18 protein-coding genes are annotated in these 23,566 nt (G+C 57.0%); 9 read left to right on the top strand and 9 right to left on the bottom strand.

All coding sequences use genetic code 11. The features are described 5' to 3' along the window. Positions 1-33: 33 nt before the first annotated feature. The 3 genes from lysA to argH form a co-directional block, all read right to left on the bottom strand. The gene (gene lysA / locus PFY00_RS02120) at positions 34-1,299 is read right to left on the bottom strand and encodes a diaminopimelate decarboxylase (RefSeq protein ID WP_271430861.1); all 1,266 of its coding nucleotides are present in this window, start codon (positions 1,297-1,299) and stop codon (positions 34-36) included. A 168-nt stretch (positions 1,300-1,467) separates the two neighbouring features. Then, on the bottom strand, positions 1,468-1,779 hold the full coding sequence (locus PFY00_RS02115; RefSeq protein ID WP_271430860.1) for a DUF2834 domain-containing protein: 312 nt from the start codon (positions 1,777-1,779) through the stop codon (positions 1,468-1,470). A gap of 100 nt (positions 1,780-1,879) precedes the next feature. Beyond that, a complete protein-coding gene (gene argH, locus PFY00_RS02110) occupies positions 1,880-3,271 on the bottom strand; it encodes an argininosuccinate lyase (protein WP_271430859.1) in 1,392 nt (463 codons plus the stop codon). Between the two features lie 21 nt (positions 3,272-3,292). On the opposite strand from argH, the gene PFY00_RS02105 reads away from it, so the two are divergent. Then, positions 3,293-3,886 (top strand): TlpA family protein disulfide reductase, encoded by a 594-nt coding sequence (locus tag PFY00_RS02105; protein WP_271430858.1) that lies wholly within the window; start codon positions 3,293-3,295, stop codon positions 3,884-3,886. A 130-nt stretch (positions 3,887-4,016) separates the two neighbouring features. Here PFY00_RS02105 and PFY00_RS02100 read toward each other — a convergent pair whose 3' ends face one another. Continuing rightward, positions 4,017-4,574, bottom strand: coding sequence for a hypothetical protein (locus tag PFY00_RS02100; protein ID WP_271430857.1), 558 nt, complete (start codon positions 4,572-4,574; stop codon positions 4,017-4,019). Positions 4,575-4,852: 278 nt separating this feature from the next. Here PFY00_RS02100 and PFY00_RS02095 point away from each other — a divergent pair, with 278 nt between their 5' ends. Together PFY00_RS02095 and PFY00_RS02090 are read left to right on the top strand one after the other, a co-directional pair. Further along, positions 4,853-5,245, top strand: a complete 393-nt coding sequence (locus tag PFY00_RS02095; RefSeq protein WP_271430856.1) for a hypothetical protein — start codon at positions 4,853-4,855, stop codon at positions 5,243-5,245. After that, complete coding sequence (locus tag PFY00_RS02090) at positions 5,242-6,183, top strand: sterol desaturase family protein (protein ID WP_271430855.1); 942 nt, start codon at positions 5,242-5,244, stop codon at positions 6,181-6,183. Before PFY00_RS02095 ends, PFY00_RS02090 begins: the two co-directional genes overlap by 4 nt. On the opposite strand, the gene PFY00_RS02085 is transcribed toward PFY00_RS02090, so the two are convergent. Then, a complete protein-coding gene (locus PFY00_RS02085) occupies positions 6,164-6,916 on the bottom strand; it encodes a WecB/TagA/CpsF family glycosyltransferase (protein WP_271430854.1) in 753 nt (250 codons plus the stop codon). The two genes, PFY00_RS02090 and PFY00_RS02085, sit on opposite strands and share 20 nt — an antisense overlap. Positions 6,917-7,168: 252 nt before the next feature. Between PFY00_RS02085 and PFY00_RS02080 the strand changes: the two genes are divergently transcribed. The 6 genes from PFY00_RS02080 (at position 7,169) to PFY00_RS02055 (ending at position 15,602) form a co-directional block, all read left to right on the top strand. Continuing rightward, complete coding sequence (locus tag PFY00_RS02080; RefSeq protein ID WP_271430853.1) at positions 7,169-8,287, top strand: Gfo/Idh/MocA family protein; 1,119 nt, start codon at positions 7,169-7,171, stop codon at positions 8,285-8,287. Beyond that, a complete protein-coding gene (locus PFY00_RS02075; RefSeq protein ID WP_271430852.1) occupies positions 8,275-9,303 on the top strand; it encodes an NAD-dependent epimerase/dehydratase family protein in 1,029 nt (342 codons plus the stop codon). Before PFY00_RS02080 ends, PFY00_RS02075 begins: the two co-directional genes overlap by 13 nt. Beyond that, a complete protein-coding gene (locus PFY00_RS02070; protein ID WP_271430851.1) occupies positions 9,300-10,514 on the top strand; it encodes a glycosyltransferase in 1,215 nt (404 codons plus the stop codon). Before PFY00_RS02075 ends, PFY00_RS02070 begins: the two co-directional genes overlap by 4 nt. Continuing rightward, positions 10,511-11,488 (top strand): glycosyltransferase, encoded by a 978-nt coding sequence (locus PFY00_RS02065; RefSeq protein WP_271430850.1) that lies wholly within the window; start codon positions 10,511-10,513, stop codon positions 11,486-11,488. Before PFY00_RS02070 ends, PFY00_RS02065 begins: the two co-directional genes overlap by 4 nt. A 7-nt stretch (positions 11,489-11,495) precedes the next feature. Further along, positions 11,496-13,595, top strand: a complete 2,100-nt coding sequence (locus PFY00_RS02060; protein WP_271430849.1) for an NAD-dependent epimerase/dehydratase family protein — start codon at positions 11,496-11,498, stop codon at positions 13,593-13,595. A 225-nt stretch (positions 13,596-13,820) separates the two neighbouring features. Next, the gene (locus PFY00_RS02055; protein ID WP_271430848.1) at positions 13,821-15,602 is read left to right on the top strand and encodes a CpsD/CapB family tyrosine-protein kinase; all 1,782 of its coding nucleotides are present in this window, start codon (positions 13,821-13,823) and stop codon (positions 15,600-15,602) included. Between the two features lie 63 nt (positions 15,603-15,665). On the opposite strand, the gene PFY00_RS02050 is transcribed toward PFY00_RS02055, so the two are convergent. The 4 genes from PFY00_RS02050 to PFY00_RS02035 form a co-directional block, all read right to left on the bottom strand. Continuing rightward, complete coding sequence (locus PFY00_RS02050) at positions 15,666-16,991, bottom strand: Wzz/FepE/Etk N-terminal domain-containing protein (protein ID WP_271430847.1); 1,326 nt, start codon at positions 16,989-16,991, stop codon at positions 15,666-15,668. Between the two features lie 254 nt (positions 16,992-17,245). After that, the gene (locus PFY00_RS02045) at positions 17,246-17,905 is read right to left on the bottom strand and encodes a 4'-phosphopantetheinyl transferase family protein (protein ID WP_271430846.1); all 660 of its coding nucleotides are present in this window, start codon (positions 17,903-17,905) and stop codon (positions 17,246-17,248) included. Beyond that, on the bottom strand, positions 17,902-22,545 hold the full coding sequence (locus tag PFY00_RS02040; protein WP_271430845.1) for a MupA/Atu3671 family FMN-dependent luciferase-like monooxygenase: 4,644 nt from the start codon (positions 22,543-22,545) through the stop codon (positions 17,902-17,904). Before PFY00_RS02040 ends, PFY00_RS02045 begins: the two co-directional genes overlap by 4 nt. Before the next feature lie 5 nt (positions 22,546-22,550). Continuing rightward, entirely contained in the window at positions 22,551-23,564 is a 1,014-nt protein-coding gene (locus tag PFY00_RS02035; protein ID WP_271430844.1) for a glycosyltransferase family 2 protein, read from the bottom strand. Positions 23,565-23,566: the final 2 nt, after the last annotated feature.

Here is a 23,566-nt window from a genome sequence, read left to right as displayed (position 1 = left end):
CTCCTAGCAGCAATGGGCTGCAAGAAGGATGCCTTACAACCATTCAGGGATGGTATCGCGATTTATGATTTCGTCAAAGGTCGGACGCTGCCGAATGACGGCGAATTGATCACCATTCACCATAACCTCCGGCACCAGAGGCCGTGTGTTGTACTCTGAGGCCATGACTGCGCCATAGGCGCCAGCCGAACGGAAAGCCACCAGATCACCATCCGACAAGGGTGGCATAAGGCGACCCTTGGCAAAGGTGTCGCCGCTTTCACAAACTGGTCCCACGATGTCGTAAGGGCTCAGCTCTGCAGCGGCGGCAGCTTCGACAACCGGCACGATTTCATGGTGCGCATCGTACATCGCCGGGCGGATCAAGTCGTTCATTGCACCGTCCAGAATCAGGAACTTTCGCCCTTCTCCTTCTTTCACGTAGATGACACGACTGACCAAAATACCGGCGTTCCCGGCAATCAAACGGCCCGGTTCAATCTCGATCTCACAGCCCAAATGGCCCACGGTCCGTTGCACCAAGGCCCCGTAGTCTGTCGGCAGCGGCGGCGCTTCGTTAGACCGCGCATAGGGAATGCCCAAACCGCCACCCAGATCCAGACGCGAGATTTCATGCCCGTCCGCGCGCAATTGTTCGGTCAATTCGGCGACCTTCTGATAGGCCAATTCAAAGGGCTCCAGCTGGGTTAGCTGACTGCCGATATGTACATCGATACCGATGACTTTGAGACCGCGAAGCCGGGCAGCCTCTGCGTAAACCGCGCGTGCCTTTGCAATCGGGATGCCGAATTTGTTTTCGCTCTTGCCAGTTGCGATCTTGGCGTGGGTCTTGGCATCAACATCTGGATTCACGCGGATCGTGATTGGCGCCAGAACACCAAGCGATTCCGCCACCTGACTCAGAACCCGCATTTCAGGTTCGCTCTCGACGTTGAATTGGCGGATGCCACCCTCCAGCGCGAGACGAATTTCCTCTTCCGTCTTGCCGACACCGGAAAACACGATCCGGTCGCCCGGAACACCGGCCGCTTTGGCGCGGGCATATTCACCCCCCGACACAACATCCATTCCAGCGCCGGCATCACCCAGTGTTTTGAGTATCGCCTGATTGCTCGCGGCTTTCATGGCGTAGCAGACCAGATGCGGACCCCAGCTCAGGGCTTCGTCAAAAAGCTGGTAGTGACGCAAAAGCGTCGCCGTGGAGTACAGATAGAACGGCGTGCCAACCGACGCGGCAATTTCTGCCACATCCACATCTTCGGCCATCAACCGGCCATCCCGATAGAGAAAATGATCCACGCGTGCCTCCTGCAAAACCTCTGCTGCCATAGCGCAAGGCTGATCGCACCGGAACCCCCCAGCTTCTTTGGCTTTAAAATACCTCAGAGGGTCCTTGCCTGTGGCCATGCGGTCGTTTGCAAGGCAACAGCTATGCCCAACCCATCAGGCCAGCTTTCTACGCCGTGTTCAGATCGGTTTTGACCTGAACCAAAGGTACAGCGGCAATCCACAGCTCACGCCGATACAAAAGATCGCCGGGATCGAAAGCAGGGCGATCCAGTTTCTCCGAACGGCGACTTCGGACAAGATCCACAGCGTCAGCGCGATCGCGGCAATGGTCAGATCCCAAACCAGACCATGTGTGCTGTCGTTCACGTACCACGCATCAATCAACAGGCCGAGGCTCCAATCATTCGCGGCCATGTAGGTCATGAAATAGTACATGGGATGGATAGCGCCCCAAATGGCCAGCGCCAGCCAAAGCCAACGCAGCCTCATCTGGTCACCTCGGTTGCTGCTTGTTTTTTCTCGGGCCGCTCCGGTTCGCCATCAGCGCCGCACGCAGCAAGACCGAAAGCCGTAAGTAACAACAAGACTCTCATCCCAACACCTCATTCCAGCGCGCCACCTGAGCGCGGACCTGTTCAGGAGCCGTGCCGCCGTAACTCATCCGGCTGGCAACGGATTTATGCACTCCGAGCACATCGTAAACACCATCCGTGATCGAATCGCTGACCGATTTCATGTCTTCCAGCGAAAGATCGGGCAGATCACAGCCTTTTTGTTCCGCCATGGCCACAAGTGCACCAGTGACGTGATGTGCATCGCGGAAAGGTAGCCCGGTTTCCCGAACCAGCCAGTCCGCCAAATCGGTCGCCGTGCTAAAACCAGCCGATGCCGCGGCCTCGAGTGCAGGCACGTTTGCTTGCATATCGCGGACCATGCCTTCCATTGCCGCCAGAGCCAGCATCCAATTGTCGGCTGCGTCAAAGACCTGCTCCTTGTCTTCCTGCATGTCCTTGGAATAGGCCAGCGGAAGGCCCTTCATGACCATCATCAACGCCACGTTGGCCCCAAAGATCCGTCCGATCTTGGCACGGATCAGTTCAGCCGCATCAGGGTTTTTCTTTTGTGGCATGATGCTGGAGCCGGTGCTGAACCGGTCCGACAACGTGACAAAACGAAACTGCGCCGATGACCAGATCACCAGTTCTTCGGCAAAGCGGCTCAGGTGCATCGCGCTGATGCTCGCTACGTTCAGAAACTCCAGCGCGAAATCCCGCGCAGAAACCGCATCCAGACTGTTGGCCATGGGGCGATCAAACCCAAGATCTGCCGCGGTCATATCCCGGTCGATGGGAAACCCTGTGCCAGCAAGCGCCGCAGCGCCCAAGGGGCTTTCATTCATCCGGGCGCGGGCATCCCTGACCCGGCTCAGGTCACGACCGAACATTTCCACATAGGCCATCATGTGATGGCCCCATGTGACCGGCTGGGCTGTCTGCAAATGCGTGAAACCTGGCATTACCCAACCGGCCCCTGCCTCGGCCTGAGCCAGCAATGCCCGGATCAATGCCAAAAGACCGGTTTCCGCCGCATCCAGTTGATCTCGAACCCAAAGACGGAAATCAGTTGCCACCTGATCGTTGCGGGACCGCCCGGTGTGCAACCGTCCGGCAGGCTCACCGATGATATCCTTCAAACGGGCCTCAACATTCATGTGAATGTCTTCAAGGGCCGTGGAAAATTCGAAGGTTCCGGCTTCGATCTCTGACAAGACCGTGAGCAATCCTTTCCGAATGGCCTCTGCGTCGCTATCACTAATGATGCCCGCCTTGGCCAACATGGCCGCGTGGGCCCTTGATCCGGCGATATCCTGCGCCGCCATCCGCTGATCGAACCCGATCGAGGCATTGATTGCCTCCATGATCGCATCCGGTCCGGCGGCAAAGCGGCCGCCCCACATCTGGTTCGAGGTTTTGTCGGTCATTGCGTCTGTCCTGGAGGAAGCATGAAATTTAAGCCATTGCTCTATACCGCCGCCGCCATTGGCGCAATCGCTGCAGCGGTTACGTTTGGCTTGCAGGACACCCCGGAACAGACTTCCACCGTGGATACTTCTGCTGCGCAGGCATTGCTTGAAGGCAGCATGAAGAAACTCATCTTTCATCCGGCCCCCAAACCGGCCGGAACGGCGGATTTCACCACATTCGATGGTGACCCTTTGAACCTGTCACAATGGCAGGGCAAATGGACTGTGGTGAATTTTTGGGCCACATGGTGCGCGCCCTGCCGCAAAGAAATGCCGATGCTGGCTGAGCTGCAGACCGAATACGGCGGCGAGACTTTCGAAGTGGTCACAATCGCCACGACACGCAATCCGCCCCAAGCCATGCAAGCATTTTTTGAAGAGATCAACGTAACCAATCTGCCGCTGCACCGCGATCCGGGCTCGGCGTTGGCACGGGAAATGGCCGTGCTCGGTTTGCCGGTCACTGTGATCCTGAACCCGGACGGTCAGGAAATCGCCCGCCTTAGCGGTGATGCCGACTGGGCGTCAGCCTCTGCCAAGGCAATGATCGAGGCGCTGCTCGCGTCAAACTGAGCCTGTCAATTTTTCCAGAACCAAGCCGCCCATGGAAAAACCAGGGCGGCTTTTCGCAACCACGCGAAGCACACAACAATCCGAAGAGAGAGAGAGAGAGAGAGAGAGAGAGAGAAGACGAACCTGGATCTTATTTCAGGGCAATCAAAACCCGCTTTGAACGAACCTTACGGCCTTGGCCTCGCTGCTTTTTCCATCCGCTCTTGGCAGCGCCAATCTCATCCAGTTCCAATGCGCCTTCTGCAATCAGACCGTCCAAGCCAAATTCCTGATAGCGCAGACCATTGCGTGTTTCTTCTGTGATCCGTGTGCGCTGTTCCTGAAAACCGTCCGAATGAATGACCGTGTAGCTGCATTTGCCAACCGTCCGTGTACAACGATGGGGGGCAAACCGGGTTACAGCACCATCCGCAGCAATCAAAGCGGTTACTTCGCCGCGTGCGTTGGTGTGGTAAGAGCCGATGTAAGCCGCGTTGCGACCCTGACCGTTAAAGGTATCGAATACGTGCAAGTCGCCCGACTGGCCGCGTTTCACATGGGTGATCGCGCCAGCGCTGTCCTTCATGACCATAACCGATCCGGCGGCCATACGATCCGCTTTCCAGCTGATATCAGCTGCAGCCACCGATGCTGAGAACGCGAGGGACAGGGCAAGGATCAGGAAACGCATTTTGCTACTCCGGGTCATGGGCCCCCACCCACAAGAAGGAAATTGGGCGAAATCGGGGCGCACTGCAAGCAATTCTGCCTTAATTGCGGTGATGCTCCACGGTTCGCGAACAATCCGGCCGAACAGACCAAGTCTGTTCGTAAAACCCACGGTAATGCCGCCATAATCCTGTCCAATTTGGACTCGAATCAAGTACGGCAAGGGGCCAGTTTTCTGCAATTTCAGCTTCAATCCTGACGCAACGGCGATTTTGACAAACATTTCACTGACGGCAGTATGGGTATTGGGAGGAAATCATGCCGCTTGGTGTCTTGATCACACTTGTTGTTCTGGGAATTGCAGGGATCGCTGCTTTGACCTGGGCGCTGGGCTTGGCCAAACCACGCCGGTTTGCCAACGCAGATGAAGCCCGGTTGGCCTTTGCCCGAGAATACCCAGAGACCCCGGTGCATGACGTCGTTCTTTGCCAAAATTCCAGCGCGGCGCTTTTGAACACCGCCCATGGGCCAGCGGTGGTTTGGCCCATGGGCGCAGATTCGACGGCCCGGCTATTGGCGGAGGCGCAGGTCGATGTCGCAGAGGGCAACCTGAGAATCGCCTTACCGGACTACACTGCCCCTAAAATCACGTTGCAGCTCGATCCAGCCGAAGCCTCGCTTTGGGCACAGCAGATAAAGGAAACCCGATGACCGACGCTTTGACCTACCCCGATGTCGTGCAATTGGCTGTTCCTTTTTTCATAGCCGCAATTCTGATCGAGCTGATGTGGATCGTTCTCAAAAAACGTGGCGGCCGCTATGAAACAAGGGACAGCGTCACATCGCTATTGATGGGTGCGGGGAATGTGGCGTCAGGCATTGTATTGGGCTTCATTGCCTATGGTTTTTTCATGGTGCTCTGGCAGATCACGCCGTTTGATCTTGGGACATCCTGGTTGGTCGTGGTGGTCTGCTTTGTACTGGACGACCTGCGATACTATTGGGTGCATCGCTTTGGTCACCGCATTCGCTGGGTCTGGGCAAGCCATGTGAACCATCATTCCAGCCAGCACTACAATCTGACGACCGCGCTGCGCCAAACGTGGACTGGCACATTCACGTTCATGATGGTTGTACGCGCGCCGCTAATCCTTTTGGGCTTCCATCCCGCAATGGTTTTGTTCTGCGGCGGAATCAACCTGATCTATCAGTTCTGGATCCACACCGAAGCGATCGGCCGGATGCCGCGCTGGTTCGAGGCGATCATGAACACGCCCAGCCATCATCGCGTTCATCACGGCCGCAACCCGAGATATCTGGATTCGAACTATGCCGGCGTTTTCATTGTCTGGGACAAGATGTTCGGCACTTTCGTTCCCGAGCTTGAATCAGAAAAGGTCGACTACGGGTTGGTTCGCAATCTGGGAACGTTCAATCCAATCCGCGTCGCATTTCATGAATGGGTCGGAATGTTCCGTGACATCGTGCAACCGGGCCTGAGCCTGCGGGAACGCTGGATGTATGCCGTGGCCCCGCCCGGCTGGAGTCACGACGGATCGCGGGATACATCCGAAACCATCAAAGCGAACCACCTGAAGCGCCACCCCGAAGATCGCGGGTCACCCGGTTTCAACCAAAACGCATCTTGAACGCGTTCCACATCTGGCCGGGAAAGATCATCACGCACTTCAGGTAACGCGGTCCAAGGCGTTTGGGATTACTCGCCCCACGCCAAAGCCATTCCAGTGCGAATTTGCGCGTCCAAGACGGCGCACGTTTCTGCGTTCCCGCAAAGAAATCGAGCCCCGCACCAATCGATGCGAAACCGACCGTCGGGCAAACGCGACGGCCTGTGGCAGCGAATATTTCCTGCTTGGGCGCACCCAAGGCAATAAAGCACATTCCGGCACCGCTGATTTCAACCTGTTTCATGATAGCGGCAGCATCGCTGCCCGCCGGATCAAAACCCATGGGCGGCGCAATGCAACAGGCGACCTGCAAACCGGGCACCTCCTGTTCCAGAAAGTCTTTGGCGGCGCCTAATGACTCCTGTGTTGAGCCGACAAAGGCAACCGGAACACCTTGATCGGCCGCAATCCGGGCCAAAGGCAAAATCGCATCTGATCCCGGGATCAATTCAACCGGACGCGCAGCGGCCTTGGACATCCAAACGATCGGGTTACCATCCGCAACCACCATGTCTTGGGCCAGATAGGCATCCAAAAATTCCGGCGACGTGCGCAACTTGACCAGATGATCCAGATTGATCGTCGCGAGGGCGAAACCCTTTTTCTTCGCAAGGCTTTCAGACACGCGTGATTCCAGCGCCGACCATGTCGGCACGTTCACAACAATTGTCTCACCTGAAACAGTGAACTGCATTAACCAACTCTCCTTGCCCTGCTCTTACAGTTTCACGCGGCATGGTGCAGTGCTATTTGCGCAACAAAGCAGCAATATCCATCGAAAAATCACGTTGAGTTTGGCAAAATCACCATTGAGCCGAATTTGTCGAATTCTGGCCATGATCTGCGACTAAGGAAAAGGCAGTTAAATGGTGGGGCGAGCAGTGGCGCGTTTTCAAACAATGGATTTCATCCGCTCGGGCGGCGGCGGCGGCTTTGGAGAATTCCAATGAACCGTCACGTCTGTCTATTGGGGTGTGGGTTCGTCGCCGACTTGTACATGCGGTCGCTCAAGGCCACACCGGGTATAAAAGTTGTCGGTGTCTTTGATACGGACCGATCCCGCCTTCAGAAGTTCTGCAATTTTTGGACAGTCCCTGCCTGCACTTCCCTTGATGATTTGCTGTCGCACGATGCGCTGGTTCTGAACCTGACAAACCCGCACGCCCATTTTGAAACCTCCAAAGCCTGCCTGGAAGCTGGTCGGCACGTTTATTCCGAAAAGCCGCTGGCCATGACCACCAAGGACGCGAAAGCGCTTTTCGCTCTGGCTCATGACAAAGGATTGATCCTCGCTTCGGCACCGTGCTCAGCGCTTGGCGAAGCCGCGCAAACCATGGGTCATGCTCTAAAGGCCGGCGTTGCGGGAACACCGCGTGCGATCTACGCCGAGTTGGACGATGGCTTTGTGCCGCAAGCCGCCTATCACAAATGGATGTCCGAAAGCGGAGCCCCCTGGCCCTACGAAGATGAATTTCGGGTTGGCTGCACACTGGAACATGCCGGGTATTATATCGGTTGGCTGATCAGCTGGTTCGGCTCTGTCCGCACTGTGGTCGCTGCGTCTGCCGAAACGATCCCGAACAAAGAGGGCAATGGGCCATTCGCTCCTGATCTGTCTGTGGCCACGCTGTTTTTTGAAAACGGCCCGGTTACCCGTTTGACCTGCTCGATCGTTGCCCCGCATGATCACCAGATCCGGGTAGTCGGTGATAAGGGCGTCCTGTCCTGTGATGCGGCGTGGGACAATGCCGCCAAGGTTCGTTTTGCCAAACGGATAACACTGCGTCGGCGGTTGATGGAATCGCCCATTCGCAAACGGATCAAACTTCGCCAGCCAACGCACCCCAAGGTGAAACGGTGGGGGGCTGCGGCAATGAACTTTATGCTCGGTCCCGGCGAGGTGTTCGACGCACTTGAACAGAACCGACCTTGCCGCGTCGGGGGCGATTTTGCCCTTCACATGACCGAAGTCACGCTGGCGATTCAGAACGCAGGCGAAAACAGCGGTTCCCAGCCCATGACAACGACCTGCACCCCGATGGAGCCGATGCCATGGGCGGTTTAGCGTCAGGTTCAGAGCCTGTGATTGCAATCACAGGTGCAAATGGATTTGTGGGGCGGGCCTGCGTCGCAGAAGCGCGGCGTCAAAACCTGCCTGTCATCGCGGTTTATCGCAGCGCACCACTGCCGGAATGGGCCAGCGATGCAAATATCACAGAATTGCAGTTGGATTTGTGTGACGAAACCGCAGCTCAGGCTCTGAAAAATGCGCTGCCCGATCACAGTGCAATGATCCACGCCGCAGCGCATTTGGGCGATGACATCGACAGACTGGTTCAGGACACGATGCAGTCCACACGATCCGTGATGAATGCCTTGCGCGGGCGCGACATCAGAATGGTGCTGATCTCATCGCTGGCCGTCTACGACACAGAGGCTGTGCAACCGGGCGACACGATAACAGAGGCCAGCCCTCTGATCGAAATGCCAGACCAAGCGCTGGAAAGCCCGCGTGAATTTGTTGCCAGCGCCAGAGATCCCTATGCCGGTGCAAAACGGCTGCAAGAGGCAATGCTGACCCACGACGACGATGCAGAAGATGATTGGGTGCTGCGCCCTGGCGCAATCTGGGGGCCAGGCCGAAGCTGGCACGCGTTGCAAGGATTCTGGGCGTCCAAACTGCACATAACCATTGGGTCAACCGGGCAATTGCCCTTGGCACATGTAGAACACGTCGCCCGTGCCGCCGTGGAGGCGGCCCGCACACCAACCGAGGGCGTTCCCATATTGAACGTGTTCGATGATGACCTGCCAACACGCGCGCAATTTCTGGCCATGCACAAGGCATCCTACGGATGGCCGCGCGCGAACCTAACGGTGCCATATGGTCTGTGGCTGACGCTGATCCGCCTGATGCGCCCACTCGCTGACAAGCTGCCCGGCCTGTTTCGCGAGCCGATTTTGCGCGCACGCATGATGCCATTGCGTTACCCAAACACCCGCCTGCGGCAAGCGCTTCAAGGCAATGACAAAGGCACCTTCTCAGAAATGATGAAGCAGACTTGGGAGGCAGAGCAATGAGCTTACCCAAGCTGGCCTACCTGACCGGGGAATATCCTCGTGCCTCTGACACTTTTATCCAACGCGAAGTGGCCGCTTTGCGGGGATTGGGCCATAAGGTTCTGACCTGTTCTATACGCACAACCGGAGCCGAGCACTTGGTTGGCCCTGAGCAGCGCAACGAACACGCACAAACGTTCAAAGTGCTGGATGCCTGCAAATCGCCACTCAGGCTGGCCAAAGCGCATGGGCGCTGGATGAAGACACCCGGCCGTTACCTGAAGGCTTTGGCACTGGCTTGGAAATCAGCACCCAAGGGCATCAAGGGCCGTTTGTACAACTTGATCTACTTTCTGGAGGCAGGCGTTCTGGCCGACGAACTGACCCGGCAAGGCGTCGATCATCTGCACAACCACATCGCCAAGGCATCATGTACTGTGGCGATGCTGGCTTCTGAGCTGTCGGGCATTCCCTACAGTTTCACGATTCACGGACCGGACATTTTCTTCGAACCGCACCACTGGCGCATCGACGAAAAGGCTGCGCGTGCATCCTTTGTCGCATGCATCAGTGATTTCTGCCGTTCGCAGTTGATGTCCTTTGCGAACCAGCAACACTGGGACCGGTTCCATATCATTCACTGTGGTGTCGATCCTGCACGCTATTTGCCGTCTAAACACGCAGGAAACGAGCTGCTGTTTGTCGGGAGACTGGCGGCTGTAAAGGGCGTTCCGGTGCTGTTGGAGGCATTGCAGGATTTGCCAAAGGGTTGGCACCTGACGGTTGTTGGCGATGGTCCCGACCGCGCAGAATTGGAAACACAGGCCAAGGATCTGCCCGTAGATTTTGTTGGCTACAAATCACAGACCGAGGTGGCAGAGGCCCTGACAAAAACAGATGTCTTTGTGCTGCCCAGCTTTGCAGAAGGCGTGCCGGTCGTGCTGATGGAGGCCATGGCCTCCGGCGTACCGGTTGTGACGACCCAGATCGCCGGGGTGCCGGAATTGGTTGAAAACGGCATCTCCGGATCACTTGTACCGCCCGGCGATGCCACCGCGCTATGCACGGCGATTGGCGCGCTCTTGGACAACCCGGAAAGCCGCAGACAATACGGGGCGCACGGCCGTTCTAAAGTTGAAACAGACTTTGACATTTCACATGAAGCTGCACGACTCTCATCTTTGTTCACCGGTTATCATGCTGGCACCCCGCCCAAGGGGAAACGGCCATGACACCGGTTGATGTCGTCCTGATTGGCCGAAACGAAGGCCAGCGTTTGATCGCTTGTCTGGAGTCCGTTCAGGGACAGGCAAGACAAGTGGTCTATGTGGACAGCGGCTCTACCGATAACTCCATTTCCGAGGCCGAAGCCCGTGGCGCGAAGGTCGTCAATCTGGATATGTCGATCCCCTTCACGGCGGCGCGCGCACGCAATGCCGGATTTGACGCCTTGGATAACCCTGAGTTTGTGCAATTCATCGATGGCGACTGCGCCTTGGTTCCCGGCTACATCGACAAAGCCCGTGCCCATCTGGAGGCAAATCCACAGGTTGGCATGGTCACCGGATGGCGGTCAGAGATTTTCCCCGATGCCAGCCCATACAATCAGATATGCGACTGGGAATGGCACAGGCCCGCTGGCGAAATACTGGCCTGTGGTGGTGACATGATGGTACGCGCATCGCTGTGGCGTGACGTAGGCGGTATGAACGCGCAAGTCATCGCCGCCGAAGACGATGAAATATGCTGCCGGTTCCGCAAGGCTGGCTGGACACTTCAGCGCATCCCCCATGACATGACCCGCCACGACGCAGCCATGCTGCGGTTTGGGCAATGGTGGTCACGGGCGGTGCGCACCGGTCACGGATTTGCCCAAGTGGGTCATTTGCAGCCGGGATATTTCAGCAAAGAACGCATGCGGGTCATCCTGTTTGCGCTTTGGCTGCCCTTGATCGCAATTACCAGCATTGCCTCCGGACTGTTTTCACCCATGGCATTTTGGGTGCTTGTTCCTGTGGTCGGTGCTTATGCTTTCAGCTATTGGCGCGGGCTGCAGGGTTTGATCCGCGATCAACAGCCCAAAGAAATGGCCCCGCGCATGGCGCTGCTGCTAAGCCTGTCCAAGTTTCCCAATCTGATCGGGATGCTGCGGTTTCATATGCGGCGGCTCAGTGGGCGCGACATGCGCATCATCGAATACAAGTGAGGTTTCAATGTCTGACATTCGGATAGGCCTGATTGGGGCCGGATATATCGCGACCTGGCATGCTGACGCACTCAAGGCGACAGCAGGCGTTGAAATCAGCGCGGTGTGCGATGTCTCCGCAGGTGCAGCGCAGGGTTTGGCTGATGCTTATGGCGCGCGAGCGTTCACCTCCGTTGCGGAAATGATCAATGCCAAGGCAGTGGACGCTGTGCACATCCTGACGCCGCCCCATTTGCATGAATCGATCGCCATTGAGTGTCTCAAAGGCGGATTGGACGTTTTGGTTGAGAAACCCGTCGCTGAAAGTGCCGCATCAACCCGCGCAATTCAGGCCGCCGCCGAGGCCTCGGGCAAACGGTTTCATGCCGGTCACAACTTTCTTGGACTGCCAAGTTACCTGCGAATGAAGGCCGCGATGCAACGCGGCGACTATGGGCGCGTTTCGGCTGCTGAAATCACCTGGGCGCTGCCGCTTGCACCTTTGCGTTCCGGGCCATTCAATCTCTGGCTACTCAGAGAACCCAAGAACCTGATTCTTGAACTGGGCCCGCACCTGATGGCTTTTGCTCATGACCTGTTTGGCTCCATCGAGGTGCTGCACGCAGAAGCCAGCAAACCCGTGGCCTTGCCGGGCGATGACATGCGCCCTCAGGGTATTCGCATTCTGGCCAAAGCAGGTGATGTGGATGTGACCTTTTCCATCTCCATGGTCGAAACAACAGACGACAGATCCGTGACACTGCGCGGCTCGTCGGCACGGGCGCGGTTGGATTATGCCAATGACGTCCTGATTGCAGAGCGGGAAAATGCCTCTGATCTGGTGGTCAACCCGCTCAGACGCCAGCTATCCCTGAGTGGGCAACATCTACGGGAAGGCGTACGAAACGCCTTTGTCCAATTGTCATCGCTGAACACCAAGAACCCCTACGGCCGGTCCTTCCGGGGTATGAATGGGTCAATCTATTCGAACCTTGCCGATGGCAAACCAGAAGATCCCCGCTTTTCAGGATCAAGCGCTATTGCTGTCATGCAGGCATTGGACGACGCGATTTCCAAGCTTCCGGCTGAAATTCTCGAGACGGCCGCACCAGCTGTGCAGACCCGAAAACCGAAACCGACAGCCATGGTCATTGGCGGCACCGGCTTCATTGGTCGTGCACTCACGCGCCGGCTTGTGGCTGACGGACGGGATGTGCGCGTCTTGTCCCGTGGCACATCCGGCCCCTTCCCGGATCTGCCGGACTCTGTTGAAACGGTCGGTGTTTCTCTGCGTGACGAACAGGCCCTGAGCGACGCGATGAAAGGCATCGACGTTGTCTTCAACCTTGCAAAATCCATGGACAAGACATGGGAAGACGCGCTGCAAAACGATGTTGGTGTTGCGATGAACATTGCCCGCGCCAGCCAAAAGGCCAAGGTCAAGCGACTGGTCTATACTGGTACGATTGCCAGCTATGACATGTCCGATCCAGGAACCAAGATCACCGAGGATACAGGCTTTGGCGATGACATGAGCGACCGCAACCTTTATGCGCGCTCAAAAGCCGAATGCGAACGCCAACTGATGCAGCTGCACCAAAGCGAAGGCCTGCCCTTGGTCATCGCGCGTCCCGGTATCGTGGTTGGGCCCGGTGGCCCGCTGCAACATTGGGGCATCGGTCGCTGGCATGGCGCCGGTGCCGTGCGGATCTGGGGCCATGGGCACAACATCCTACCATTCGTTCTGAATGACGATATCGCTGACGGGTTGGTTCGGATGATCGACGCCCCGGTCGAGGGTCAAAGCTTTAACCTGATCGGCGAGCGTATGTTCTCGGCCCGCGATTACTTTGACGCCATTCATCAGTCGCTGGGCGCGCGCATCCGGGTCTCATCCGGAAACCTCTATGCGTTCTATGCGTCTGATGCGGTTAAGTACGCGCTCAAGAAATACGCTCTGCGCCGCCATGGCGTGATCAGACCATCTCTGGCCGATTGGAAAAGCCGAGCGCATTTTTCGCCGTTTGAAAACGAAAAACCCAAGCGCGTGCTGGGTTGGTCGCCAGAAGCAGATCGGGCCGTGTTCATTGAAAAAGCCATTTCGGATGCCAATCTATTTGGCTTCTAGGGGCGCTGAATAACCTTAATTGCGTGAACAATCCCCCTGTTTCGGACCTATTTCGGACAGATTTTGCTGGTTTAACCCTGTTTTGACGACCAACCCGGCCTGCTTTGGCCTCAAATCGGAGATGATACACACGATGCTTTGGCAAGCTTTCATAGCGCTCTGCCAGACGGGTAGCACCGGCTATTCGCTGCCTTCGTTTGTGTTGTTCGGCCGCAGGAACAAGGCATGACGATGATGGAACGGCCCAAGTTCAGGCGGAAACGCAAAAGCGTTCTTGATGACGACCAGAGGGCGGGCATCGAAGATGACGTGCGCCCGGTCGAACCTTTGGAACCCCGCAAAAACCGACTGGCCCGACAGCAGGCAGAAGCTGACGCAGCAGCAAGGAAACTTGCCGCGGAACAGCAGCAACGAAAGCTGGAAAAACAGCGGCTGGAAGAATTAGAACGGGCCGCTGCCGAAGAAGAGGCACGCATACGGGCCGAGTCTGAAGCGCTGCGTATCGCAGAAGAGAAACGCGCCAGAGCCAAAGCAGAGGCGCTGGCCCGCCGCAAAGCAGCAGAACAAAAAGCCAAAGCAGAGGCCGAGGCCCGGGAACGCGAACAAGCAGCCAAAGCCGCAGCGCTTGCAGCCGCGCGAGAAAAAGCCGAGCACGAAGCCCGCCGCAAAGTCGAAGCAGCACGCCTCGAAGCAAAAGCGCGCGAAGAAGAATTGGCTGCCCTGCGCCGCGAACAGGAAGACGCTGCCAATCGGGAAGCGCGCCGCCTTGAGGCCGAAGCACTCCGCCTTGCCGAAGAAGAAGCGCGCCGGGCCGAAGAGCAGGCAATCCGAGAAGCCGCCGAGCGCGAGCAGAATGAAAAACGCCTGCAAGAGGCGAAGGCACGCAAAGAACGCGAACGCCAAGAAGTTGAAAAAGCGCGAAAAGCCAGACAGGCCGAAGCACGCGCTCGTGCAAAGGCTGAAGAAAAGCGCAAGGCCGACGAGGCCGAAAAACTGCGCCTGCAAGCCGAAGAAGAACAACGCCAACGCGACGCTGAAAAAGCAGCCATTCGTATGGCTAATGAAGTAAAAATCGCCGCGAAACGCGAAGCCGAGGAAAAGGCAGAGGCCGCCGCCCGAGCAGCGATCCTTGCTGCGCCGCTTGAATTGACAGACCCGGTTGTCCCAAAGCCAGTTCGGCCAAAACGTCCCGTCGCGAAACCAGCGCCGCGCCCAGCGGCTGTTGTCCGCGAAGAAAGCCCAGCGCCGGTTGCCAAGGCGCCTCCGATGCAACTTGGCGCCGATGCGGCATGGGCGGCGCTGCCGCAATTCGCCGTGGACGAAGACCACCTGACCCGCAATCGGATTGTCACAGCCAGCCGGGATGATCCTGCGCATACCGCGTTTGATGTATTGCGGACTCGCTTGCTTCAGGCTCTTTCCGAGCATGGGTGGAAACGTGTTGCGATCACCTCGCCGACCAAGGACTGCGGCAAAACATTCACGGCGGCCAACCTTGCGATCAGCCTCTCACGGCAGGAAAACTGCCGCACACTGCTGATTGACTGCGATATGCGCAGGCCCAGTCTTCACAAAGTCATGGGCGTAAAGGCACCGGCACCGGTCGGTGACATGCTGCGCGGACGGATTTCCCCACAGGATCATCTGATGCGTCTCGGCGAAAACAATTTCCATGCCGGTCACAATATCGCCTTTGGATTCAACAACGTGATCGAACCCTACGCATCGGAATTGCTGCAAGATCCCCGCACCGTCGAGTCGCTGGCACAAGTGGAAAAGACGTTTGAACCGGATGTCATGTTGTTCGACCTTCCGCCAGCACTCTTCTACGATGACGTCATTGCCTTCCGGCCCATGTTCGACGGTGTGCTGTTGGTCCTTGGCGGTGGCATCACGACGGAAAAAGAAATCAAAGAAGTCGAACGCCGTTTGGGCGATTCAACACCTTTGCTCGGGATGATCCTGAACAAAGCGGAAAACACCGAATTGGCACGATACCAATACTGAACATCACAACAGCAAAAGGCCCGGACTGATCCGGGCCTTTTGCTATCTGACGTTTGTTTGATCTTAGCCGCGCGCAAGGCGCGGCAGGAAACGACCAACCATCTCGCCCACTGGCAGCTTTGAACCAATTACTGCGAATGTTGCAGCCACTGCTGCAATAGCGGCAAAAATCATGGCCACAATCGAAAGCCCACGGCGGCGGCGATCCTTGGTTGTTTCAATCTGCGGGATCGCAACAACAGGTGTGACACCAAGCGCGCGTTCAAGCTGGGCCGCACTGCGGATTGCCGGGTTCAGAAGTTCAATAACAAAGGCTGCTGCGATGCCAGCAATCAGCGCGGCAATGCCACCCATGATTGCCGTCTTCTTACGGCTGCGGGACACCGGGTATTCAGGGACCAGCGCCGTTTCTAGAACCTCAAAGCGATCGGTCTGCTTGCGATCTTCCAGAACCTGGCCCATTTCCGCTTCGGCCTTGCGGCGTGTGATGACGGTGTACTGTTCCTGAAGCTGTGTCTGTTCACGCTCAAGCTTGTTCAGGGCGCGCTCGATATCAGGCGCACCTGCGATTTGAAGCTGGATGGCTGCAACCCGCTCTGCAATCAGGAGCTTCTGTTCATTCAGCAAATCGATCTGACGCTGTTTGACCTCGGCACGCTGGCGACCAGATGTGGTTTCGATTGTCACAATCTCACGATCGAGATCCAGATCAGCATCGCGCAGGCTGGCAAGCTGCGACCGCAGATCAGTCACGCCAGAAGGCAGCTGATCGGCGTTTGCGCGTTTGAATTCAGCAATAGAAGCGTCGAGGCGGTCAATTTCGGAACCGACCCGAAGTTCTTCGGCCTCAAAGAAATCCAGTGTATCACGCGCGCGGCCAACGCTGCGGTCACGGGACTGATCGATAACGGAATACATCAACTCGTTGGCCACATCTGCCGCTTGCTGTGGATCAGCAAGGCGAACCGTGATCAGCAAGCCAGATGGCGCATTGCCACCGGGTGCAAAAGGTTGAGCCGAATTGATGATTTCTTCGATGCGCGCAGCTTCCCGCATCCGGAAGATACGCTCGTTCACTGTCAGCATCGGGTCGTCAGAAAACAGCTGATGCTTGTCCATGATACGAACCAGATTATCACGGGCCATCAAGCGCTGTTCGATCAGGCGAACACGACGTGCCGCATTTTCATTTGCAGCGGTGGCACCGGCCAACTGGTCAGGGACCTGTGCATCTTCAATCTGCACGACGGCTGTTGCTTCATAGATCTTGATCTGTCCAAGGGCAAAGTTCAGAGCCGCGAGGCATCCAACAAATGTGATCAAAAGGATCAGCCACATGCGCCGTTTAAGCGCTGAGAGCACCTCATCAAAAGACTGGAACTGGTTCATCGTATCGCTCCCGCAAAGTGGCCCCCAATGCGTAGGAAGCTGGCTGCTCCGATCTCGTCTGCGTCTGGTCCAGAATGCGACCGAAGCGCGCCATCTTCCTGACATAAACTACAGAAGCTGCCTTATTTTCGCCATCTGTTTTACACGAATTTAGAGAAACAATGCGTATCCGAATCCGGGATCACGGTCACAATTTCGCCATATTTGCAGATGTTTACAGGAAATCAGCCGGTTTTCGCCGACGATTTGGCTGGTTAGCGGGGAATCGCGCTAAGTGACAGGATCAAGCCGTCATCGCACCACTGCCTTATTGGCAAGATTCGGTTGCGATCGGCTGCCATAATTCCGGCACATTCAGGATGGTCCGTGTAATGCGCGGCCCCGTCAGCCCACGAAACACGCAGCGCATGAAATCCGAACAACACACCTGTGATGGGATACTGCGCTTTGTAAGCTGCCTCTTTTACGGAAAACAGCCTTTTGGCTGCCAACGGGCGTTGGTCTCCAAGATCCGCCCGTTCCTCTGGACGGGCAATTTCGTCAATCAGGTCAACCTCCAGACCGGTCGCTGGCTCAAGGTCGATCCCAAGCCCGAGCCAGTCTTTTGAATAACCCGCGACAGCAACAGCCAAGCCATCACTGTGTGTGATGCTGCCCACCAATCCTTCCGGCCAAATCGGTGATCTGTCCGGTGCCATTGGAATTGCTCCAAGCCGCGCACCAAGCGAACGCATGGCGCGCCGTGCAGCCAGCCGACCCAAAGTGAACTCAACACGCCGCGCATCTCGAGCTGTCGTGAGACAAGCTGCTTCCTGCGGATAGAGCGGTGCCGATTCATCTGGCCCAGCCACGCCAAAGGCAAGACCGGGCTGTTTGGCCCGGTCTACCAAAGCTTTCAGACTGGCATTGGTCACGCGCTGCGGCGCGCGCGCATGGCGCGACGGCGCGCCATTGCGTCGGCACGAGACTGCGCCCGATCATTCATAGGAGCGGTTTCAGACACCGAGGCTCCGGTAGACGCAACCGGTACCGGCGCCTTGGGGGCATCGACCATCGTGGCGACGCGTTCAGCCAGATCTGACAACACCGGGAACCGGAAAATGTCGGTGATCGACAAACGGTTCGCGCCTAGTTCTTCCCGAATGGCCCGATGCGTTTGAACCGCCAGCAGTGAATGGCCACCAAGCTCAAAGAAATTATCCCGACCTGAGATGCCCTGCACCCCAAGGAACCGAGACCAGATATCCGAGATCGCATTCGCGAGGTCAGCCGTATCCGCACTGGGCGCACCAACCTTGGGATTGGCCGGCGGTTGCACAACAGCCCGAACGATCGGGGCCGCCTGTGCGGGCTTGACTGCTTGTGGCGCAGGCAATGCCTTTCGATCCACCTTTTTGTTCGGGGTCAAAGGAAAGCTGTCCAACTGAACAAAGCGACCCGGAACCATGAATGTTGGCAACGCGGCGCCCATGGCTTTTTTCAGATCAGCCTCATTTTGGGCAGCGCCGGTGTAATAGCCAACAAGACGTAGATCACCGGGAACATCCTCGCGCGCCATGACGACCGCTTGGGTCACCCCACTTTGGGATTCCAGCACGGCCTCGATCTCTCCGAGTTCGATCCGGAAACCCCGAAGTTTGACCTGATGATCTGCACGGCCGACATAGTCGATCCGCCCGTCCACACGCCTTCTTACCAAATCACCCGTGCGATAGATGCGGCCGGCGTGAAACGGGTTCTCCTGGAAACGCTCGGCTGTGAGTTCCGGACGATTCCAATAGCCGCGGGTCACACCCTGACCACCGATCCACAGCTCACCTTCCTGCCCGACACCAACAGGCTTACGATCTTCATCCAGAACGTAGAGCGATTGGTTCGCCAAAGGCAGACCAATGTTGACCACGGCATCGTCTGAAACAGCCGTCTCGGTCGACGACCAGATTGTTGTCTCTGTCGGCCCATACATGTTGGTAACGCTTGCCTTAGTGATCGCTGCAAATTCATCGACCAACGCACCCGGCAACGGTTCACCCCCCAAAAAGAGATGATCAAGCTGGCTCAGTGCAAAACGTGCTTCGTCGTTCATGGCAATCATTCGGGCCATGGACGGCGTGCACTGCATATGCGTGACTTTGTGACGGACGATTTGCGCAGCGATCGAAAAATCGTCATCAGCCAGTTCTGGGGCAACGTTGGCCTGTTGCACCACACGCGCGAGCGGTTTCAGACCTTCAAGTACGGTCTCACGATCAATCCCATAATCAATCAGACAGGCAATTTCCGAAACACCGATCCTTTTCAGATCTTCTGCTCGGGAAAGCGCGTCCTCGACCGTGCCAAACAAACCGCTGTCATTGAAATAACGCTCAAACGCGAAATCCAGAATCGCGTCCAACTCATCCGGCTCCAAACCGTCCAGCTGAAGATCAAAGGCGTTGGTCGCACCCTCAGGGCGTTTGAAGGCGGGGAATGCCCATGCGTATTGCTTGATCAGTCCGGCCGCAGAATTGAGATAGTCCTTCATTGGGCCGCGCGCGACTTCTCTGGCCTTTTCACGCGTTTCCGCCAGATAGGTGTGCAGCATCAGAGTGACGGTAAAGTCAGCCGGATCATGCCCTGCCTCGCGCAGCGCATCGTGGTAAATCTTGATCTTTCCCGCAACCTCGTCAATCGACTGACCCAGCAAATGCGTCAGCACGTTACATCCAAGCTGACCAGCCTCTTTCCAAGTGGCCGGATTGCCCGCGGTCGTTACCCAGACAGGCAGTTCTTTTGAAACGGGTCTCGGCTGTGTCACCACCTCGTGGATGGTCCCGTCTTTGCGCGGAAAGCCAACTGCCTCACCGGCCCACAACTTGCGCAGCGTCTTGATCGACTCGATCATCGCAGGCTTGTTTTCCGGGGGCGTGTTTTCCGGTCTGAGCACAAAATCGTCGGGCTGCCATCCCGAAGCAATCGCCATTCCAGCCCGACCATTGGTCAAATTGTCGATCACAGACCATTCTTCTGCGATCCGGGCCGGATGGTGCAATGGGGCGACAACCGATCCGCCGCGCACACCGATGTTCTTTGTCATACCGGCAACCGCAGCGCCGGTTACGGATGGATTGGGATATGGCCCACCAAATGCATGGAAATGCCGTTCGGGTGTCCAGACAGCGACAAAGCCGTTTTCATCGGCAAATTTTGCGCCATCCAAAAGCAGACCGTATTTGTCCCGGCCTACACCATCATCGTTGCCCCAATAGTAAATTGAGAATTCCATCCCCTGATCCGACAGCGGCATGGGCCCCTTGGAGATCAGGCCACGATCTTCGTCCGACGTCAGAACAACCTTAAAGCCACGCGCAGTCGTCCAGAACAATTCCAGCACGGAAATGTCGAACGACAACGATGTGACAGCCAGCCAGGTGCCACCCTCACTGTGCGGGACAACAGCATCCATACCGCAATAAAAGTTCAGCACATTGCCATGTTCGACCATGACGCCCTTTGGCTTGCCAGTGCTGCCCGACGTATAGATCAGATAGGCCAGATCGTTTGCCGTGGCCGTGTCTGGCAGATTTTCAACCGGGGCCGTTGCAAGACGTGGTTCAGCGTCCAAAACCAGCACATCGGCACTATGCCGGGGCAAGGACGCTTCTACGGCGGCCTGAGTTACAATCACGGGCGCCGCGCTGTCCTCGACAAAATGGTGCAAACGGTCGGCCGGATAGCTCGGATCCATTGGAAGATAGGCGCCACCTGCTTTCAGAATGGCCAAAGCACCCACCATAAGATCGACGGATCGGCGGCAGCAGAGCCCGACCACTTTGCCCGGCTCAACGCCCATACTGCGCAGTAGATGCGCAGCGCGATTGGCCCGCGCGTTCAGATCGGCATAGCTAAGACTTTGCCCCTCAAAGACCAGCGCGATTGCATCAGGCGTTTTGTCCACCTGCGCTTCAAACGCCCTGTGCATGGTGAGCGTTTGATCGCGCTCAACCTCGGTTGCATTCCAGCCCAGCAAGACCGCGTCTTTTTCTGAATCCGGCAAGACCGGCATGTCAGCAACTGATCCGGCCACCGGCGCTGCAGCCACGAGATTGATCCGAGCCGCCCAAAGGTTCGCTTCGGCTTCGCTCAGAACAGTGGTGTTATAGTGAAGCTCAGCCGCACCTTCGGAAAACGCAATGGTCATGGTAGTCCCGACAATCGGCGTTCCGTTGTACGATATGCCAACAGCCGGCGGCGCAAGGCTCTCCAATTCGGGTGCACAGGCTGCGATGTCAGTGGCGAAACCCACGCGTTTCTGCACGACACTCAAAGACTGTTCCCAATCGGAACGGATCTCGCTCAGTGAACCTTGCATTTCGATCCGAACCGGCACCCAAGGTGCCACAATCGAAGCATCTGAAATTTCCGCCAGATCCGTGTTTGACACCGCAACATCAAAAGCGGACTGCCCGGTCACCCGCCCAATCAAGGCAACGAGCTGCGCGATGCCTTCCTGTTCGATTTGCAATGGCAGCGGCACGTCGCACAGCGATGCGTCTGCAACAGGTTTGATCCCGGGAAGCGAAACAGATTCAAGCTTGGCCAGACGCTCACGCCAGAAACCCGAATGCGCAGCGATCCGGCCACTTGCCCGACCCACAAGATCCAGCAACTCGGCATCAATCAAAGGCAATTGATCGCCTGCCTGTGCCACAGTTTTGGGATCAATGGCCTGACCTTCCAGCGTCTCGAGCCCGCTCAGGACAACCGCGTGTTCGCCGCAGGCCACAGTAAGATGGTCGGCAGTCACATCCAGCACGTTGCCCGCTGGCGCGTGGCTTTCCGTGATCTGCGCATGCCTTGCGTTATATAGGGCCGAGCCTGCCTTGAACTTGGGCGTGCAAAGCGGGTTCCAATACGGTCCGTGATCCAACGCCCGCACCAGACGTGCCAGCTCGGCTGCTGGCCTCGCAAAATCGAGCAGGCCATGACCTCCCGGTCTGTCCGCAAGCGCATGATAGGTGCGTTGACTCAGGTCTTGAGGAAGGCGTTTCAGGGCATCTCGCTCAAGCTGGGCCAGCAAATCTGGAAAGCTCTGGATCGCGGCCTCATAGGCTTTGGTGTTCAGCGTGAGCGCAGTATCGTTTGCGCTGATGTCGAAACTGCGCGTGACCAGAATGTCGCCTTCGTCCACGCCACCTTCGATCATATGCCATGTGATGCCGTGCTGAGTTTCTCCCTCGACCAAGGCCCAGACCGGCGCGTTCAAACCAGCATGTTTTGGCAATGGCCCATCATGAAAATTGATCGCACCCTTGGCTGCAAGGTCCAGCACGTCCTGCGGAATAACCATCAGGTTCGCGATTGACAGCAACCAGTCGAACGACACATCCCCCAGGCGTTCAGCCAGATCCTTGCCTGGTGTTTCGACCCGCAAACCACGATCTTTGGCCCAGCCCCGCAAATCTGGGTTCCGGGTCACGACGGCAGAAATGGAATTGCCGCGTTCCAAAAGCTGTTCGCTGCACTGAACGAGCAGAGATTCGTTGCCAATTACTACGCACGAAAACGTCGCCATGATCGTTACTCCGTTCCTGTCTCAGTCGCGGTTTGTCCTGTGAACGGGCGGACCGCCCGCTGCTTTCCCGGCAAGGGCCGAAAAAATGCCTTCAGGTCGTGTAGAAGCAGATCACGCAGAAAATGCGGTGGATCTGCGGCCGGCTTGCGTTGCAAGACGCGCCGGATACGCCACATAGCGCCGCCCACTGCATGCAGTAGGGTCGCAAGAACGGCATAGGCCCGTCCGTGGTTCTTGGTGAAATATGTCCAGCGGCTGTCCAGCCAAAAACCGGGGACCCGCTGCCATGTCTTCATACCTGTCGAAACAGACCCGATGTGTGCCACTTCGCTGCTGCGAACATAGTGCGTTTCATGTCCGGCCCGAGCGGCCCTGAGACACAGGTCCGTTTCTTCGAAATACAGAAAAAACGTTTCGTCAAACAGTCCGATGGCATCTAGCGCCGTCTGCCGCATCATCAGGGACGCCCCCGCGAGCCAATCGACCCGGGTGGTTTCATCCGGCACGGCCAGTGGCACCTGATGGTTTCTCAGAAGCCTCGATACAGGCCCAAAACGCGCGGAACCTTCCAGCTCTGACAGGGCTGACGGAAACCGGAACGCGGTGACATGGGCATCCCCATCTTCGCCGTGGATATAGCTACCCGCAAAACCCGCTTCGGGATGTGTTTCGAGATGCTCCAAAAGTTTTTGCAGAGCATCAGGTGCCGGGAAAGCATCCGAGTTGAGAAGATAGACATAGTCCGGTTTGGAACCGTCGGACCACCCTGCGCGAATGCCGACGTTATTGCCCGCACCGAAACCACCGTTGTGCTGCGACTGGAGCACACGCACCGGGGCGTCTGGGTATTTGGTCGCGATCTCTTGTTCGATCAGTTCAAACGAACCGTCACCACTGTCGTTGTCGACAATCACCAATTCAGCATCCAAGCCCTCCATTGCCCGCAGCGCTGCATCCACGGATCGCAGGGTCATGACCGGTGTTCGGTAATTGAGGGATATGACAAGAAGCTTGGCCATCA

Origin of the sequence: Thalassococcus lentus, from assembly GCF_028023555.1 — a bacterium.
Taxonomy (GTDB): domain Bacteria; phylum Pseudomonadota; class Alphaproteobacteria; order Rhodobacterales; family Rhodobacteraceae; genus Thalassococcus_A; species Thalassococcus_A lentus.
The sequence above is the reverse complement of the archived record's forward strand: the minus strand, read 5'-3'. Positions and strand labels throughout refer to the sequence as shown.